Annotated in this window: 18 protein-coding genes and 1 pseudogene; 7 read left to right on the top strand and 12 right to left on the bottom strand. The window is 44.5% G+C overall.

Going from position 1 to position 17,457, the window contains the following annotated elements; all coding sequences use genetic code 11:
* Window positions 1-11 precede the first annotated feature (11 nt).
* From CJU60_RS00800 to iolA, 6 genes are all read right to left on the bottom strand, one after another.
* A complete protein-coding gene (locus tag CJU60_RS00800) occupies window positions 12-1,331 on the bottom strand; it encodes an MFS transporter (protein WP_095712631.1) in 1,320 nt (439 codons plus the stop codon).
* 14 nt (window positions 1,332-1,345) lie between these two features.
* Window positions 1,346-2,239: a myo-inosose-2 dehydratase gene (gene iolE, locus CJU60_RS00795; protein ID WP_095712630.1), complete on the bottom strand. Its 894-nt coding sequence runs from the start codon at window positions 2,237-2,239 to the stop codon at window positions 1,346-1,348.
* A 15-nt stretch (window positions 2,240-2,254) separates the two neighbouring features.
* Window positions 2,255-4,168 (bottom strand): 3D-(3,5/4)-trihydroxycyclohexane-1,2-dione acylhydrolase (decyclizing), encoded by a 1,914-nt coding sequence (gene iolD / locus CJU60_RS00790; RefSeq protein WP_095712629.1) that lies wholly within the window; start codon window positions 4,166-4,168, stop codon window positions 2,255-2,257.
* Window positions 4,169-4,200: 32 nt separating this feature from the next.
* Window positions 4,201-5,178: a 5-dehydro-2-deoxygluconokinase gene (iolC, locus tag CJU60_RS00785; protein WP_095712628.1), complete on the bottom strand. Its 978-nt coding sequence runs from the start codon at window positions 5,176-5,178 to the stop codon at window positions 4,201-4,203.
* Window positions 5,179-5,201: 23 nt separating this feature from the next.
* Window positions 5,202-6,017, bottom strand: a complete 816-nt coding sequence (gene iolB / locus CJU60_RS00780; protein ID WP_095712627.1) for a 5-deoxy-glucuronate isomerase — start codon at window positions 6,015-6,017, stop codon at window positions 5,202-5,204.
* A 74-nt stretch (window positions 6,018-6,091) separates the two neighbouring features.
* Complete coding sequence (iolA, locus tag CJU60_RS00775) at window positions 6,092-7,555, bottom strand: methylmalonate-semialdehyde dehydrogenase (RefSeq protein ID WP_095712626.1); 1,464 nt, start codon at window positions 7,553-7,555, stop codon at window positions 6,092-6,094.
* 408 nt (window positions 7,556-7,963) lie between these two features.
* Between iolA and iolR the strand changes: the two genes are divergently transcribed.
* The 6 genes and pseudogenes from iolR to CJU60_RS00745 all read left to right on the top strand — a co-directional run bounded on the left by iolR (window position 7,964) and on the right by CJU60_RS00745 (window position 12,576).
* Window positions 7,964-8,719: a myo-inositol utilization transcriptional regulator IolR gene (gene iolR, locus CJU60_RS00770; protein WP_024123450.1), complete on the top strand. Its 756-nt coding sequence runs from the start codon at window positions 7,964-7,966 to the stop codon at window positions 8,717-8,719.
* Window positions 8,720-8,772: 53 nt separating this feature from the next.
* Entirely contained in the window at window positions 8,773-9,705 is a 933-nt protein-coding gene (locus CJU60_RS00765; protein WP_024123451.1) for an aldo/keto reductase, read from the top strand.
* Window positions 9,706-9,921: 216 nt separating this feature from the next.
* On the top strand, window positions 9,922-10,572 hold the full coding sequence (locus CJU60_RS00760) for a hypothetical protein (RefSeq protein ID WP_095712625.1): 651 nt from the start codon (window positions 9,922-9,924) through the stop codon (window positions 10,570-10,572).
* Between the two features lie 3 nt (window positions 10,573-10,575).
* Entirely contained in the window at window positions 10,576-10,884 is a 309-nt protein-coding gene (locus CJU60_RS00755) for a DUF2653 family protein (protein ID WP_095712624.1), read from the top strand.
* Between the two features lie 78 nt (window positions 10,885-10,962).
* Window positions 10,963-11,064: pseudogene (locus CJU60_RS21665) on the top strand (HPP family protein); the annotation flags it as partial.
* A 126-nt stretch (window positions 11,065-11,190) separates the two neighbouring features.
* Entirely contained in the window at window positions 11,191-12,576 is a 1,386-nt protein-coding gene (locus tag CJU60_RS00745; protein ID WP_095712623.1) for a sugar porter family MFS transporter, read from the top strand.
* 44 nt (window positions 12,577-12,620) lie between these two features.
* On the opposite strand, the gene htpG is transcribed toward CJU60_RS00745, so the two are convergent.
* Together htpG and CJU60_RS00735 are read right to left on the bottom strand one after the other, a co-directional pair.
* Window positions 12,621-14,501 (bottom strand): molecular chaperone HtpG, encoded by a 1,881-nt coding sequence (htpG, locus tag CJU60_RS00740; protein ID WP_095712622.1) that lies wholly within the window; start codon window positions 14,499-14,501, stop codon window positions 12,621-12,623.
* A gap of 189 nt (window positions 14,502-14,690) precedes the next feature.
* Window positions 14,691-14,942 (bottom strand): hypothetical protein, encoded by a 252-nt coding sequence (locus CJU60_RS00735; protein ID WP_095712621.1) that lies wholly within the window; start codon window positions 14,940-14,942, stop codon window positions 14,691-14,693.
* Window positions 14,943-15,060: 118 nt separating this feature from the next.
* On the opposite strand from CJU60_RS00735, the gene CJU60_RS00730 reads away from it, so the two are divergent.
* Window positions 15,061-15,882 (top strand): SDR family oxidoreductase, encoded by an 822-nt coding sequence (locus CJU60_RS00730; protein WP_095712620.1) that lies wholly within the window; start codon window positions 15,061-15,063, stop codon window positions 15,880-15,882.
* Between the two features lie 147 nt (window positions 15,883-16,029).
* On the opposite strand, the gene CJU60_RS00725 is transcribed toward CJU60_RS00730, so the two are convergent.
* The 4 genes from CJU60_RS00725 to CJU60_RS00710 form a co-directional block, all read right to left on the bottom strand.
* Window positions 16,030-16,212 carry a hypothetical protein gene (locus CJU60_RS00725; protein ID WP_213401721.1) on the bottom strand — a complete coding sequence of 61 codons (183 nt, stop codon included), beginning with the start codon at window positions 16,210-16,212 and terminating at the stop codon, window positions 16,030-16,032.
* A 58-nt stretch (window positions 16,213-16,270) separates the two neighbouring features.
* A complete protein-coding gene (locus CJU60_RS00720; RefSeq protein WP_024123461.1) occupies window positions 16,271-16,501 on the bottom strand; it encodes a hypothetical protein in 231 nt (76 codons plus the stop codon).
* A 192-nt stretch (window positions 16,502-16,693) separates the two neighbouring features.
* On the bottom strand, window positions 16,694-17,119 hold the full coding sequence (locus CJU60_RS00715; protein ID WP_024123462.1) for a DUF6773 family protein: 426 nt from the start codon (window positions 17,117-17,119) through the stop codon (window positions 16,694-16,696).
* Complete coding sequence (locus CJU60_RS00710; protein WP_024123463.1) at window positions 17,109-17,327, bottom strand: helix-turn-helix transcriptional regulator; 219 nt, start codon at window positions 17,325-17,327, stop codon at window positions 17,109-17,111. The genes CJU60_RS00715 and CJU60_RS00710 overlap by 11 nt, the downstream gene beginning before the upstream one ends.
* Between the last annotated feature and the right edge of the window lie 130 nt (window positions 17,328-17,457).

Genomic DNA, 17,457 nt, shown 5'->3' with positions numbered 1-17,457 from the left:
CCCTCTGTTTGTTACATCATTTTGCTTTCAGTTTCTTGCTTTACTTGGCTCCGAGGAGATCCGTAGAGTTCCTCTTGAATTTGTTCAAGCGACTTGCCAGATGTATTCGGCGCGAAAAGAAGCCCGATCATCATGCTGGCCGTCACACACCCGAGGAGAATTGCAGCCATCGTTCCAATGCCGAAATGGCTGATAATCATTGGGACAAACAGACTCCAAATCCCTATTGAGATACGAACAAGGAAAAACATCAGTCCTTGTGCGGAAGCACGGTATTGAGTAGGAAAAATTTCGCTGGCCCATAATTGATAGTTCGCTTGCTGGCCGGCTCCGTTATTGATCCCCATCACCACGATAAACAGAAGCAGGACCGGCAGTCCTTCAACCGGGAGCAGAAACAGCGTCCAGCCGATGACGGCCATAAAAGCAGCGATTCCAAAAACCGTTTTTCTATATTGATCTGCAAAGGGCATAAAGATCAGAGCGACCCCAAGGCCGGTAAAGATAAACAGGCCCATTTGCAAAAGATTTGCCATGTTGGCAGATACCCCGCCGACCTGCTGATAAATGTAAGGCATAAAGAAGCCCATAACGCCGGCGGCTAAGTTCCAAACCAAGTACACACCCATTAAAAACAGGATGCTTTTTAGATACTTAGGCTTGAGCAAATCAAAATAAGAGGTTTTGTGTAATACAGCCGGCTTCTCTGCCGCCTGTGTGTCTGCGGGCTTATTTTTCTGCTGCCACGCGTCTGACTCAGGAAGCCTGATTCTGAGGACGTACGTAATCAGCGCAATCACCAGCAGATGAGCAAACACAATTTTATTTCCCAACAGACCTAAATCACCGACCAACACAGAGAGAAGCAGAACAGCGACTGCCCCTGCGGCCCACGCAACCTGTGCCACCCCGCAGTGGCGGGCCCGGTTTTTCTTAGGTGCGTTTTCCGCGATAATTGTCCATGAGGCGGTGATATCAGCGCCAACTGATAGCCCGATAATCATGTAACCGCTTAACAGCATGGGGAAATTAACACTAAACAGGACGAAACAAATCCCCAGCGCATAAATCAGCATGCTGTTCGTATAAACAGCTTTTCGTCCGACTTTATCCGCCAGATACCCGCCAAGCAGGGCGCCGACAGCGGCAGAGATGGCATTCGCGCTCAACGCGCCGAGCAATCCGATTTGGGTATCTGACAGCTTCAGGTAACTGACCCATAACGATAAACCAGCAGATCCAGCCACAATCGAACCGGCATCAATATAGTTAGCCAATGCTGCCGCGATTGTCCGTTTATTGAAGGCCGAATCTGCATTGGTATTGCTCATATATCCAGTCCCCATTACGCCAGATCCAGCAACTGCTCATCAATATAGTTTCTCGCGATCAATGCATACTCAAGCGGGTTTGCGACATCGGGGTCCTGTTCAGCTTCAATGACAATCCATCCGGAATAATTGTGCTTTAACAGCAGCTGATATACGTCTCTAAAATCAATGCAGCCGTCACCGGGAACCGTAAACATGCCTTGTAAAAACGCTTGCTGAAACGATTTCCCTTCGAGTTTGCATTTTTCCATGACATTCAGCCGGGCATCTTTAAAATGGACATGTTTAATGCGATCGATATGCTTTTTCAGCATGCCCATGTAGTCGCCGTCAGAAATATACGCATGACCCGTATCGTAGAGGAGGTGCACATGTGCAGGGTCTGTTCCCTCCATCAGGCGGTCCACTTCAGCCGCTGTTTGGACGCCGGTGCCGAGATGGTGATGATATACCAGCTTTAAGCCATGCTGATCGGCAATTTTCCCAAGATGATTTAATCCTTCACAAAGCCGTTCCCATTCCTCATCAGTAAAATGCGGTTTCTCTGTGAACACGTTTTTCTCCAGACTTTGCACGCTGTAGGTTTGTTCAGAGACAACTGCGACATCCGCATTGACTTGCTGCAAATACTCACAATGCAGGGTAAATGCCTTCGCCGCTTCACCAAGTCCGTCACGCAAAATAAAACTGCTGAACCATTTTCCAGCAATGCGTAAATTCCGAAGCTTAAGCTCTTTATTAAGAATGGAAGGCTCGGGGAAAAAGCCCCCGACTTCCGTACCTTGAAAACGCGCGACAACAATATCACTTAACAAATGCTGAAGTGTATTTCCCGCTCCGATTTCAGGCATATCATCATTCCGCCACCCAATGGGAGCGATCCCCCACAGGATTTCATGTTTGCCCATCATGATGCCTCCCCTCTAATACTGCTTTGCAGATTCGAGCATTTTCTCTTTTGCTTCATATGCTTTTTGAACGCTTTCTTGTTCAGATACTTCAGCCACTCCGACATGCCACCAGCTGTCATAGCCGTCAGTCATTGTTTTTGGCAGCACTTTCATTTCAATCAACGTTGATACGTCTTGTTTCTTCGCATCCTCTAACGCCGCTTTTAACTCTTCTACTGTGTTAGCACGGTACGTTTTCGCGCCATAACCCTCAGCGACTTTCGCGTAATCGACATTCAAGATTTGGTTGTCATCTGTGCGGAACTCACAGTAGTAGCTACCGCTTCCGTGGTCCATTTGCAGGTTGTTGATACATCCGAATCCTGAGTTGTCAAAAAGCAGCACATTGATCTTCTTGTTATACTGAATCGCTGTGATCAGTTCGGAATGAAGCATCAGGAAGCTGCCGTCTCCGACAATCGTATACACTTCTCTGTCTGGGTGAGCCAATTTAAGCCCCAGTGTGCCGGACACTTCATAGCCCATGCAGGAATATCCGTACTCCAGGTGATACGTATTCGGGACATTGGAGTGCCACAAACGCTGCAAATCTCCCGGAAGAGAGCCTGCCGAACAGATAATCACACTGTCTTCAGGAATGGTCTCGTTAATCGTCAGCAATGCCGTTGTTTGCGGAAGCTCGGTATTCAACGCGTCAGCGTACTCGTTTAGAATCTCTTGAGAGAAATGATGTTTGATTTCCGGATCAAAATCTTCCCGTTTAAACGTCACTTTGCTGAGGCGTTCACGTTCAGCAAGCCATTCGTCCTTCAGCTCCTTGATCGTTGAACCGAATTCACTCCTATAGCCTTCAAGCAAGCCGCGCAGTTTGCCAAGCGTCACTTTCGCATCCGCTACCACTTGGAACGCATCGAGTTTATACGCCTGCATTCGGCTGACATTGATGTTCAGAAACTTCGCTTTATCAAAATCAAAAGCGGTCTTAGAGGATGTCGCAAAATCCGTATATCTTGTGCCGATACCGATAATCAAATCAGCCTGGCGGGCCGCCTTATTTGCCGCGAGTGTTCCTGTGATGCCCATTCCGCCCAAGTTGTTCGGAAAATCAGCTTCCACTGTCGATTTGCCTGCCTGTGTTTCAACCAGCGGAATGTCATAGGCCTCAGAAATGGCGATTAATTCATCGCGCGCACCGGAATATTTCGCGCCTCCGCCTACGAGAATCACAGGTTTTTTGCTGGCTTTGATCAGCTCTGCCGCACCTAGAAGTTCACGCTCGCTCGGCTGCATGCGATCAATATAGTGAACCCGTTTGACGAAGAAACTTTCATCGAAATCGTACGCTTCGCCTTCCACATCCTGAGAAATGCAAATGGTCGCCGGACCCGCTTTTGCCGGATCAGTCATGACTTCAAAAGCGCGAAGCAAGCTGCTCATCAGCTGCTCAGGGCGTGTAATGCGATCCCAGTATCTCGATACAGGCTTCAATGCATCGTTTGTTGTAACCGCCGCACTGTACTCTTGCTCCATTTGCTGCAGTACAGGGTCGGGCTGTCTTGTCGCAAATGTATCTGCCGGAATGAAGAGAACAGGAATATTATTTGCCAATGCAGTGCCGGCTGCCGCCACTAAGTTGGCCGCTCCCGGTCCGACAGATGTTGAGACCGCGTAAATTTTTCTTCTCAGCATTTGCTTGCTGTACGCCATTGCCGCATGCGCCATTCCCTGTTCATTTTTCCCTTGGTACACTTTTAAATGGCCAGCATCCTGCTCAAGCGCCTGCCCAATCCCTAAAACATTTCCATGACCGAAAATCGTGAAAATCCCTTCTACGAAAGGCTCTTCCTTGCCATCAACATGGATGTACTGCTGGTTTAAGAATTTAATCAGCGCTTGTGCTGTTGTTAAGCGAATTTTCTTACCCACAAACGATCCCACCTTTACTCGATCTTTTTCAATTATGACTGTGCTTCAATAAGCTGTACGATTTCATCCGCCGTCGGCATGGCTTCCGATGAGCTGTGCTTGCTGACAACAATGGAGGCTGAGGCGCTTCCGTATTTCAATGCCGTTTCAATGTCTTTTCCGCTGACGAGCCCGTAGATAAAGGCCGAAGCATATGAATCACCGGCCCCAAAGGTTTTCAGCACGTTTGTTTTGTACGCTTGGGCGCGGAAGACTTCGCCGGATTTGCTGTATGCGTAAGAGCCCTCTACGCCGTGCTTGATGACGACGAGATCGGCAGAATGCTCAAATAAAGAATTGACAGACTCTTCATTGCTGCCGCCTGTGCGGTTTTCCATGACATCGAATTCATCCCGTGTTCCGATGACGATATCGGACTGCTCAGCGACCAAAGAATAGTAAACAGCTGTTTCATCGGCTGACTGCCATGTATATGGGCGATAATCCAGTTCGAACACGACTTTTACCTGGTGATTTTTCGCATATTGAACGGCTTTTAACACCGCTTCCCGTGACGGGCTTTTAGCGAGCGCTGTCCCGGAAACGAGCAGCATTTTCGCATTTGCGATGTAGTCCTCGCTTACCTCTGAAGGCTCAAGATAAAGATCGGCCACGTCATCGCGGTACATTAAGATACTGCATTCTTCCGGACTCAGAATTTCAGTAAATGCGAGACCGGCTTTATGCCCTTCCTTATCAACGACCATTTGCGTTGTGTCTACGCCGGTTTTTCTCATATAGGACTCTATGAATCTGCCATGCTGGTCATCTGGAATTTTGCCGATAAAGCCCGCTTTTAAGCCGAGCTTTGAGCTGCCGATCGCGATATTCGCAGGCGAGCCGCCGACGTATTTCGAAAATGTCATCGTTTCTTCCATTGGGCGATTGTATTCAACCGCGTTCAGATCAATACACGCCCGGCCGATGGCAACAATATCAAAGTCCTTCTCTTCATTGAATGTATACTTCATCGTAAACAGCCACTCCTCACTTGTTAGCGTTCTAAAATCCACTCATGAGCCGGATCATTATGAAACTTCCATTTTCGCGTCGGTCCTGCCATGACATTTAAATAGTAGGACGTATATCCGTCCGGCACACCTACCGGGTGATATCCCGCAGGAACGATGACAACGTTTTCATTTTCTACAGTCATTGTCTCGTCAATGGAGCGGTCATCTGTGTAAACGCGCTGAAATACAAAGCCTTGGCCCGGATCTAATTCATGGTAGTAGGTTTCTTCCAAGAAGGACTCCTCCGGCAGGTTGTCTTGATCGTGTTTATGAGGCGGGTAGCTGGACCAGTTTCCGCTGTCTGTATACACTTCAACCACTAAGAGGCTGTTAGCTGAAGGATCTGAATCCGGAAGAATGTTGTGAACGGTCCGTTTGTTGGAAAACTTTCCGCGATGTTCAATCCCGTTGTCTTCCGCCTTGATCAGCTTTGTCGGAAGCTGTTTCTCTGATGGCGAATAGCAAAGCGCCACTCTCGCATCACTCTCTGCCGTAATCTGAAAGGCACGGTCATTGGAGATATAGACGCTGTCTGTCGGTTTTCTCTCAAATACGCTTTCACGCGTACCGATATGTTCAAACGTAGATTCATGATCCGTCACTTTGATTTTTCCCGTCACTGCCACAATGCAGATTTCTTGTTTTTTCAATTCTTCTGTATAGCTTGAACCGGATGCGAGTTCTAACACTTTAAACTCTACATAGGTAAGATCTGAGTTTGATTTCGTTACTTCATGCACAAGTTTGACGCCTTTTGATACTTCATTCGACTGCGGCTTACGCAACAAATGACTCATGGTTAAGCCCTCCTCTTTCTATGGTAAGAATGAGTCCGAACAGCGCAGAGACACGCCGTTCGGCTGTTCGTCGTTTAGTTGAAATCAGGTGCCGGGTATCTTGCTGTCACCACTTTTTTACGCGTGTAGAAGTCAACGCTGTCCTTACCGTTCGCGTGCAGCGTTCCGAAGAATGAAGACTTCCAGCCGGAGAATGGGAAGAACGCCATCGGTGCCGGCACACCCAGGTTGATGCCGAGCATTCCCGCGTCAATATTTTCACGGAAGTAGCGGATGGCATTCGAATTGGATGTGAACAGGCAGGCGCCATTCGCAAATTCAGACTTGTTGGCAATCTCAATGGCTTCTTTCAGGTTTTTCACACGAATGACGGATAGGACAGGAGCAAAGATTTCGTCTTTCCAGATCGTCATCTCTGTTGTGACATTATCGAAGATTGTCGGGCCGACAAAGTAGCCATCGTCAGACACATTTTCACGTCCGTCACAAACGAGTCTCGCGCCTTCTTCCAGCCCTTTTTCAATGTAGCTGAGCGTGCGTTTCTTGTTGTCCTCACGAATAACCGGTCCCAAGAATACGCCGTCATCAAGGCCGTTTCCGATTTTAATCTCAGCGGCTTTTTCTTGGAGCTTCGCCATGAATTCATCAGCGATACCTTCTTCAACTGTCACAACTGCACAAGCCATGCAACGTTCTCCGGCTGAACCGAAGGCTGCTCCGATGATGTTTGTGATCGTGTCTTCGAGATTCGCGTCATTCAGGACAATCGTGTGGTTTTTCGCGCCTGTCAGAGATTGAACACGTTTTAAGTTTTCGCTTCCTTTTTTGTAGACGTATTCACCGACCGGCTTTGAGCCTACGAATGAAATCGCTTTAATTTCAGGATGCTCGAGGATGCCATTCACAACGTCATGCGCACCGTATACGACGTTGAAAACACCTTTTGGAAGGCCCGCTTTTTCGAAAAGCTCAACCAATTTCTCCGTTAACAGCGGCGTACGCTCAGACGGCTTTAAAATAAATGTGTTGCCGAGTGCAATGGCCATTGGGAACATCCAGCAAGGAACCATCATCGGGAAGTTAAATGGTGCGATTCCGCCGACAACTCCAATTGGGTAGCGGTAGTTGGCCGCTTCCACATCCGTCGCAATAGAAGCAAGTGAGTCACCCATCATCAGAGAAGGCGCGCCGGCTGCGAACTCAACGTTTTCAATCCCGCGTCCCACTTCCCCCAGAGCTTCTTTTGTGTTTTTGCCGTTTTCGATGGTAATCAGATGAGCAAGTTCTTCTTTATGCTGAGACAGCAGCTGCTGGAAGTTAAATAGAATTCTCGCACGGCGCGGAACCGCCACTTTCGACCATGTTTTAAATGCCTCACCCGCTGTTTGAGCCGCGTAATTAATATCTTCTTTTGTAGAAATCGGCACTTGGCACAGCACTTCTTTCGTAGCCGGATTGATAACGTCTTCATATTGATCCGTTTTGCTTTCAACCCATTCACCGTTGATATAGTTTTTTAATTTTCTGATTTCTGCCATTCTTATTGCCTCCTTCATTAGTAAACACATACACTTGTATGGATGGTTCAGGATAGATTCATAAGATAACAATTAAACGCTTTCAAAAAAACAAAAAAAATCAATGGTTAGATACACTTTTTATGTAAGCAACCATATCATCACTGAAATCACACACATCAGGTTACTTCTTGGTCATTTCTTGGTTATATTCTAATCGTATAATACCCATAAGTCAATCACAAACACTACATTTTTTCATTATTTTTATTATACTAATCTTTCAGTAATGCAAGAGACCGCCTGGAAGTCCGGCGAATCTTGCAAAAGATACATACCAATGTTATCATTTTTTAAGCAACTATTGATTAACTTTTGGTTTTTATTATATATTTACATTACTTTAAGATTCAAGAAGGAGTTTTTTGTATGAAACTGATGCGGATACAGGAAATGGAGGAGTACATTTTATCGCATGGCACTGTTTCCTTAGATGAGCTGTGCCAGGTTTTCAATGTCTCAAAAAACACAGTCAGACGCGATATCAACAAGCTGACGGAAAAAGGTGCGATCGAAAAAGTATACGGCGGCGTAACATCAATTGAGAAAACCGCACTTGTTCCTTTTGAGAATCGCACCATCCAGCACCAAGATGAGAAAACAAAAATTGCCCATTATGCTTCCCGGTTTATTGAAGACCATGACTTAATCTTCATTGACTCAGGAACAACAACCAAGTCGATTCTCGATACGCTTGATCCGAACAAAAATGTCACCATTTTAACCAACAGCTTGGACATTATCAATGCGGCATCGGCTATGAAGAATATCAACCTAATCATTATCGGAAACAACTATAAAAGAAAAACACGCTCCTTTGTCGGCATGGATGATCCGGGCACTTTGGAGAAGTACAATATCAATAAAGCCTTTATGTCTGCAACCGGAACAACACTGACACACGGACTGACCAATTCAGATCTGCTCGAGTATGACATTAAAAAGAGGATTTCTGAAAAAGCGAAAGAAGTGTATTTATTGGCCGACCATTCAAAATTCGGAAAATCAACGCTGCTGACCTATGCGCCCTTTGACAGACTGCACTGTATTGTGACCTCTCAGCCGTTAGATGACGAGTACACGCAGTACTGCCATGAGCACCAAATCGGCATTCATCTGGCCTAACGTTTACAATAGTGTTGAGAGTCTTTCATCAATTTTATTCCAGGAGGTAGATCATGAAAAAAGCAACGCTCGGAAAATCAGATTTGCAGGTTTTCCCTATCGGATTAGGAACAAATGCTGTCGGAGGACATAACCTCTACCCGAATCTGAATGAAGAAACCGGAAAAGAATTGGTTCGCGAGGCCATTCGTAATGGCGTGACCATGTTAGACACTGCTTATATTTATGGCATCGGCCGTTCGGAAGAGCTAATTGGTGAAGTGCTGCGTGAGTTCAATCGCGAAGATGTGGTCATCGCCACAAAAGCCGCGCACAGAAAAGAAGGAAATGACTTTGTTTTTGATAATTCGCCTGAGTTTCTGAAAAAATCAGTTGATGAAAGCCTGAAACGTTTGAATACCGATTATATCGATCTGTTCTACATTCACTTTCCGGATGAACATACGCCGAAGGATGAAGCGGTTAACGCACTGAATGAAATGAAGCAAGCCGGAAAAATCCGTTCCATCGGTGTCTCCAATTTCTCTCTGGAACAGCTGAAGGAAGCCAACAGAGACGGTTTGGTCGATGTGCTCCAAGGTGAATACAACCTGTTAAACCGTGAAGCGGAAACAACCTTCTTCCCGTATACGAAGGAACACAATATTTCATTCATCCCTTACTTCCCGCTTGTATCAGGATTACTGGCTGGAAAATATACGGAAGATACGACGTTCCCTGAAGGAGACCTGCGAAACGAACAGGAACACTTCAAGGGCGAGCGTTTCAAAGAAAATATCAGAAAGGTCAACAAACTGGCGCCGATTGCTGAAAAGCACAACGTGGACATCCCTCACATCGTATTGGCTTGGTATTTGGCAAGACCGGAAATTGATATTTTAATCCCTGGAGCAAAACGTGCCGATCAGCTGATTGATAACATCAAAACAGCCGATGTAACGCTTTCTCAAGAGGATATTTCGTTTATTGATAAGCTGTTCGCATAAGAAAAAAACAGCCTTCTCCATGGAGAAGGCTGTTTTTTTGCCCATAAATTGGTTTGATTTTGATGCAACACTTACAAAAAGAGGCATGAATCCGATAAAATAAAGGTAGTTTATCTCAGAAAGAAAGTGATTGAAAAAGCTAAACATGATATGAAAGATTGATATGATTCAAACCAGAAATAACGGGCCGTTTCGGCGGTCTATGGAGGAAACAGAATGAAACTGAAATATGTTAAAGCCTTAGTTGCAGTAACCGTTGCTTTAGGTGTACTGCTGCCATCAGCCATTTCTCACGCAAAAAGTTTTAGCGGCCGCTCATCATCCAGTCACAGCAGCCGAAGTTCAAGCTCGTCATACAGCGGAAGCTATAAATCCAGCCCGAAATCAAGCTACAGTTCAGGATCAAGCTCTTCAAGCAAAAAGTCCAAAACGTCTGATGATTCATCATCATCGATTTCACTGAAAAAGAAATCTTCCGAAAAGACAAGCTCATCAAGCTCTAAAACATCGTCAGGCACGTTTTCCGGCGCCACATCAAAAGTAAGCGGAAAGACATACAGCGGAAAAACATCTAAAGCTTATGTTGGCGGACGTTATGTTTCAGTGAATCATTATTACAATGCAGGATTCTCGCCATCAGGATGGTTTGGCTATTATAGCGGATTCACAACGAGCATGTTTATGATCAGCATGATGCACCCTTGGGGTTACACTTATCATCCAGTCGGGGGCCCAGGCTATGTTTCTTATGGCCCTTCGCCTATTGCCTGGATCGTTGATGTCATCGCTTTGATCATTATTTTAATCATAGTCATTGCAATCATTCGCGCATTTAAAACACCGAAGACATACAGAAGGAGCTTTTAGGTAATGAAATTAGTATTAAACGAGCAAGAAATTGTAGACGGGATTTGTGTGTATATTTCTAATGAAGAAGAGATTTACCCTGAGGACGTTGAAGTAAAAGAGCTGTCTTACAACAAGCGAACAGGATTCTTCGCTGAAGCCAAATATGGCCTGCATCACAAGCAGCTTGAGTCAGATGACATTTCAGAAGGCATTATTCAGTTCTTAGAGGAATACCACAACTTCAATCCAGACGTTACCGTCGTTGAATTGCAATTTGATAAGAAAAAAGGATTCTCCGCCTTGGTTTTCGTCAACGAGGGAGAAGCATAAAAATGTCCTAATTAAAACCTTACTCCGGGCGAGTAAGGTTTTTTTATGTTTTTTCCTCCCGTCCATGAAGTGCTGTAATTACTGTTTCCCGTTTTCATTGGATCTGCCATCATTGTGATCCTCGCTATCGTGATCAATAACTTGCGTAAAAACCGCCAATATCCCTCGTTTTGGCTTTGAATTTCCTTTTGTGAAATCAATCTTTTTTCAAACAAATGTTTCAAATTGATTAGGAGAAGGGTACTAATCTATTAACTTTGTTACATCGTACATACTCATTGGCTCAAAGACTGAGGAGGAACATTTGTGAAGACAAACACAAGGAAATATATGATCTACTTTTTCGGCGCTTTAGGGGGGCTGCTTTACGGTTATGATACGGGCGTTATCTCGGGAGCGCTGCTGTTTATCAACAATGATATCCCTTTAACAACACTGACAGAAGGATTGGTTGTCAGCATGCTGCTCCTCGGCGCGATTTTCGGTTCCGCTTTAAGCGGCACGTGCTCCGATCGCTGGGGCAGGAGAAAAGTCGTATTTGTTCTATCCATCATTTTTATCGTCGGGGCGCTTGCTTGTGCATTTTCTCAAACCATTACCATGCTGATCGCGTCTCGGGTCATTCTCGGCCTGGCCGTAGGCGGTTCAACGGCGCTGGTGCCTGTATATCTTTCCGAAATGGCACCGACAAAAATCCGCGGAACACTCGGCACGATGAACAATTTAATGATTGTCACCGGTATTTTACTTGCATATATCGTAAACTATCTATTCACACCGTTTGAAGCGTGGCGCTGGATGGTGGGGCTGGCTGCGGTGCCTGCCGTGCTTTTATTAATCGGGATCGCATTTATGCCTGAATCACCAAGATGGCTCGTGAAGCGCGGACGTGAAGATGAAGCGAAACGAATCATGAAAATCACTCATGATCAAGAAGATATTGAACGTGAACTGGCAGATATGAAACAAGGGGAAGCAGAGAAAAAAGAAACAACACTCGGCTTGCTAAAAGCCAAATGGATTCGCCCTATGCTTCTCATTGGCGTCGGCCTCGCCGTTTTCCAGCAGGCTGTCGGGATTAACACGGTTATCTACTACGCGCCAACCATTTTCACTAAGGCCGGTCTCGGCACATCGGCATCGGTGCTCGGCACAATGGGAATCGGCGTACTCAACGTCATCATGTGTATTACAGCTATGATTTTAATCGACCGCATCGGCCGCAAAAAGCTGCTGATCTGGGGAAGCGTCGGTATTACGCTGAGCTTGGCCGCACTATCGGCTGTGCTCCTGACGCTGGGGCTCTCAACATCAACAGCTTGGCTGACCGTTGTTTTTCTCGGAGTTTATATCGTATTCTACCAGGCAACATGGGGTCCGGTTGTATGGGTTCTGATGCCTGAGCTCTTCCCATCCAAAGCGCGCGGGGCCGCGACGGGCTTTACCACTTTGGTGTTATCGGCAACCAACCTGATCGTGTCGCTTGTCTTCCCGCTGATGCTCAGCGCCATGGGCATCGCATGGGTGTTTACAATTTTTTCAGTCATTTGTCTTCTCTCATTTTTCTTCGCCCTTTACATGGTTCCTGAAACCAAAGGGAAAAGCTTAGAAGAAATTGAAGCAAGCCTGAAACAACGTTTTAAAAGAAAGAACAACAGACAAAGCCGTATGCTCAATGAACGGACGTCATAAATAGAAAAAGGAATCGTCTCATCGGGACGATTCCTTTTTTATGGTTACACCATCACCTTGCACATATTGTTCGTAAATTCCACAGGGTCCTGAATCGGCAGACCTTCGATCAGAAGCGCCTGGTTATACAGGAGATTTGTGTACAGGCTTAGTTTCTCTTTATCTTGTTCGAAAGCGTTCTGCAGCGTCTTGAATACCTCGTGATTCGGGTTGATTTCCAGCACTTTGTCCGCTTTTACATTTTGGCTGTCCGGCATCGCATTTAAGATTTTTTCCATCTCGATTGTCACTTCACCGTCAGCTGCAAGGCAGACCGGATGAGATTTGAGACGTTTCGATACTCTGACGTTTTTCACTTTGTCAGACAGGATATTTTTCATTTCCTCAAACAGATCCTTGTACTTGCTTTCCTCTTCTTCAGACTGCTTTTGATCCTCTTCTGAATCGATGCCAAGATCGCCGCTTGATACAGATTTGAACTCTTTTTCTTGATATGAAGCGAGCATTTTGATCGCAAATTCATCGATGTCCTCTGTAAAGTAAAGAATTTCATAGCCTTTGTCCGCTACCATTTCCGTTTGCGGCAGTTTTTCAATGCGATCGTATGAATCACCGGTCGCGTAGTAGATATATTTCTGCTCTTCAGGCATTCTGGATACGTACTCGTCCAGGCTGACCAGTTTTTTCTCTTTGGAAGAGTAGAATAGTAAGAGATCCTTCAATTGATCTTTATTCGCGCCAAAATCATTGTACACGCCGAACTTCAGCTGTCTGCCGAACGATTTGTAGAAGGTCTCATATTTTTCTCTGTCTTTTTTCAGCAGGCTCTGCAGCTCGCTTTTGATCTTTTTGCTGATGTTTTTCGCAATCAGCTTCAGCTGGCGGTCATGCTGCAGCATTTCTCTGGAAATGTTCAGCGACAGGTCCTCAGAATCGACCATACCCTTCACAAAACTGAAGTGGTCCGGAAGCAGATCCGCGCATTTGTTCATGATGAGCACGCCGTTGGAATAGAGCTCCAAGCCTTTCTCATATTCCTTAGAATAATAGTCAAACGGCATGTTTTCAGGAATAAATAAAATGGCGTTGTAGCGCACGGCACCGTCAACACTGATATGGACATGAGTGAGCGGTTTATCAAATCCGTAATGCTTTTCAGCGTAGAACGTTTCATAGTCCTCATCTGTCAGCTCGCTCTTGTTTTTTCTCCAGATCGGCACCATGCTGTTAACCGTCTGTTCCTCCTGCACCTCTTCAAATTCATTGTCGCTGCCTTCCTTCGGCTTATTAACCGTTGTATCCATTTTGATCGGGTAGCGAATGAAGTCAGAGTACTTTTTGATGATCGCTTTTAAACGATATTCTTCTAAAAACTCATCATAGCTCTCATCTTCCGTGTTCTCTTTGATCTTCAGGATAATGTCTGTGCCGACAGAATCCTTTTCACACGGCTCAATTGTATAGCCGTCTGCGCCAGCAGACTCCCATTTATACGCTTCCTCGCTGCCGAGCGCCTTACTGATAACGGTCACCACATCGGCAACCATAAACGCGGCATAAAATCCGACACCGAATTGCCCGATGATGTCATGGCCGTCCTTCAGTTCGTTTTCTTTTTTAAACGCAAAAGAGCCGCTTTTCGCAATCGTACCGAGGTGCTGTTCAAGCTCGTCCTTTGTCATTCCAATCCCTGTATCCGTGATGGTCAGTGTTCTCGCGCCTTTGTCAGCCGCGACTTTTATGTAGTAATTGTCTTTATCGAAGGTTAGCGCATCATCTGTCAGCGCTTTGTAATAGATTTTGTCAATCGCGTCACTCGCATTGGAAATTAACTCGCGAAGAAAGATTTCTTTTTGAGTGTAAATGGAGTTAATCATCATATCCAGCAGTCGTTTGGACTCTGCTTTAAACTCTTTTTTGGCCATTCAGCTCGCTCCTTTTTCATGCTTTGTGATGTTATGTAAACTCTTTTCAGCATCTATTTATCATAAATGACGACTCATGTCAATACGATTTTCATCAAAGATCAATAGATGCATATATATGTAAATTTAACATTAGTTGGGGGTGTTTTCACTATTTTTTCTAGACAGTCTGATAAGAAAAAGAGAGGATCAGCCTCTCTTTTGTCCTGCATCATTCCATCGGCTAAACTCCCGCTTCATCCAAATATGCACCGGATAGAAAAACAAACAGAACGGTATCAGAAACAATAGATTATGCCATGAAGCATTCAGAAATGCGCTAGCTGTAACCGGAAACGTAATCTCTTGCAATAAAAAAGAGATGACAGTCAGCACAGCAAACGCAGCCGGAATCGTAATGAGACTATAAAATCTGAGTTCCTTCTTATGCTGTATCTTCAAAACACATAAAACCCCCCAACAATTTCCAGTTCATTTTAACATATGCAGGCATTTCTTTTCTCACATGTTTATCACTGCACACAGCGGGAAGACAAAAAGAAAAAGGAGGATTCGTGTTATGGGAAGACTTGATAACAAAACCGCTGTGATCACAGGCGCTGCGACAGGCATTGGACAAGCAACGGCAGAGGTTTTTGCCAATGAAGGCGCGCGTGTGATTGTCGGCGATATGAATGAAGATCAAATGAAAGAGACAGTCGAAGCGATCAGACAAAACGGAGGACAGGCTGAGGCTTTTCACCTTGATGTGTCAGATGAAGAAAACGTAAAGCAATTTGCTGATCAACTCAAAGACGCGTACGGAACGATTGATATTCTCTTTAACAACGCCGGCGTCGATCAAGAAGGCGGAAAAGTGCACGAGTATCCCGTAGATCTGTTTGACCGCATTATCGCAGTCGATCTGCGCGGCACGTTTCTTTGCAGCAAATATCTGATTCCGCTTATGCTCGAAAAGGGAGGCTCCATCATCAACACCTCCTCCATGTCAGGCAGGGCTGCGGACCTTGACCGCTCCGGCTATAACGCCGCAAAAGGCGGAATCACAAACCTGACAAGAGCGATGGCAATTGATTACGCAAGAAGCGGCATCCGGGTCAATTCCATCTCACCGGGTACGATTGAAACGCCGCTTATTGACAAATTAGCTGGCACCAAGGAACAGGAAATGGGCGAGAAATTCCGCGAAGCCAACAAATGGATCACGCCGCTCGGCCGTCTTGGCAAGCCGAAGGAAATGGCGACGGTGGCGCTATTCCTCGCATCTGACGACAGCTCATACGTCACAGGCGAAGACATCACCGCAGACGGCGGCATCATGGCGTATACATGGCCTGGCAAGATGCTGATTGATGAGAAATGGAAGGAAGAAACAAAATAACTGAGATAGTCAGTTAAAAGAATTTATAATAAATAGACGCTACAAAACATTATGTATATATAAATACAAATATAACAAGACCGAGAAAAGATATACTCTTTCCGGTCTTGTTACATAATGTTCAAACTAGTTCTTTATGTATTTTTATTACCAAGCGTTTATTCCGCCAACTATACCGCCAACTATGCCGCCAGTAATTGCTCCGCCGGCACCACCAACGGGTCCGCCAACAGCTGCTCCACCGACGCCTACTGTTGAAGCACCGACTAATGCACCTGAAAAAGCTCCGCCAAGGGCACTTCTCCAACCTCCGCCATCAATTTGTTCCATTTCTTTTACATTCAATTCTGAAAGACGATTATTATTTTCCATTTATGCTATTCCCTCCTTAAAGCCATTTTCCTGCGATTAATGACCCGCCTAAATAACCAACTGACCCTGCAATTGCACCTGCATGGGCACCAAGAATAACACCTGGAACTCCTCCGACTACACCTGCGCCAGCACCTGTAACTACTGCACTGCCAAGATATTTAGCATAACTTCCTCCATCAATTTGTTCAGCTTCTTCAAGAGTCAATGCCTGAAGTTCAACGTCTTTTATGCTTTTTGCGTTCATCAATATTCCTCCTCAAAGTTATTCAGGTAAATAATAATAACTAGTATAAATTTACCATGGGAATTATAATATTACATAATAAATCCTAAATCAATAGTTTTTTCCATAAAATCATCTATAACCTATCGATCAATTTATATATAGTAAAAGAGAGCTTAACCTAATTCAGTTATTTAGGTTAAGCTCTCTTAATTAATTCTCTAATTCTTTTTTCTGCTGCCTGTTTGAAAATTTATATGTAGTATACATGATGAGACTAAAAGGAATTAGCCATAAAATATACATAAGAATTTGGAATAAGAATTCTTTAGTTGTAAAAGGGAATGTAATGATTTTAAATAATACCGACGTTGCCATATACAGAATAAAAGTAAAAACAATTAAAAGAAAGTACGAACTCTTCTTCTTCTTTTTCAGATTTACTCTTAAAATGCCTTTTAACATAGCTCTTAATCCATAATATCCGCTTCCAACAAACAATATGATAATTGTCATTAACGTGCTCGGCATTTTAAACATAATCGAAAGTATAAAAGAGACAAAAACCAAAGCAATTACTAAAAGAAAGCTTTCATGACCTATTTTATTTTCAATATGACTTATTCTCTCATCCTTCATTAGTTTCTTCCTCCCTGTTATGCGTCCAAAATACATCATTCAGAGTAACTTTCAATTCTATACAAATTTTCAAACATAATTGTAAAGAAGGATTATACTTCCCTTTTTCAATTAATCCAATCGTCTGTCTTGTCACTCCAATTTTTTCGGCAAGTTGTTCCTGTGTTAAATTCGCTCTTGTTCTTTCCAACTTCAAATTATTATTCATTGGCAAGTCTCCATTGGTTTATTTATCTGTAGCATATCATATATAAAAAACCCATGCAAACTATATATTGCATTTATCCATATATATTTTACATTTTGTCTATTATATCTTACAATGAATTTTAACAATT

Origin of the sequence: Bacillus sp. 7705b (assembly GCF_002289525.1) — a bacterium.
GTDB classification, from domain to species: domain Bacteria; phylum Bacillota; class Bacilli; order Bacillales; family Bacillaceae; genus Bacillus; species Bacillus halotolerans.
Note: the sequence above shows the minus strand (reverse complement) of the source record. Positions and strands in the feature narration are given on the sequence as shown.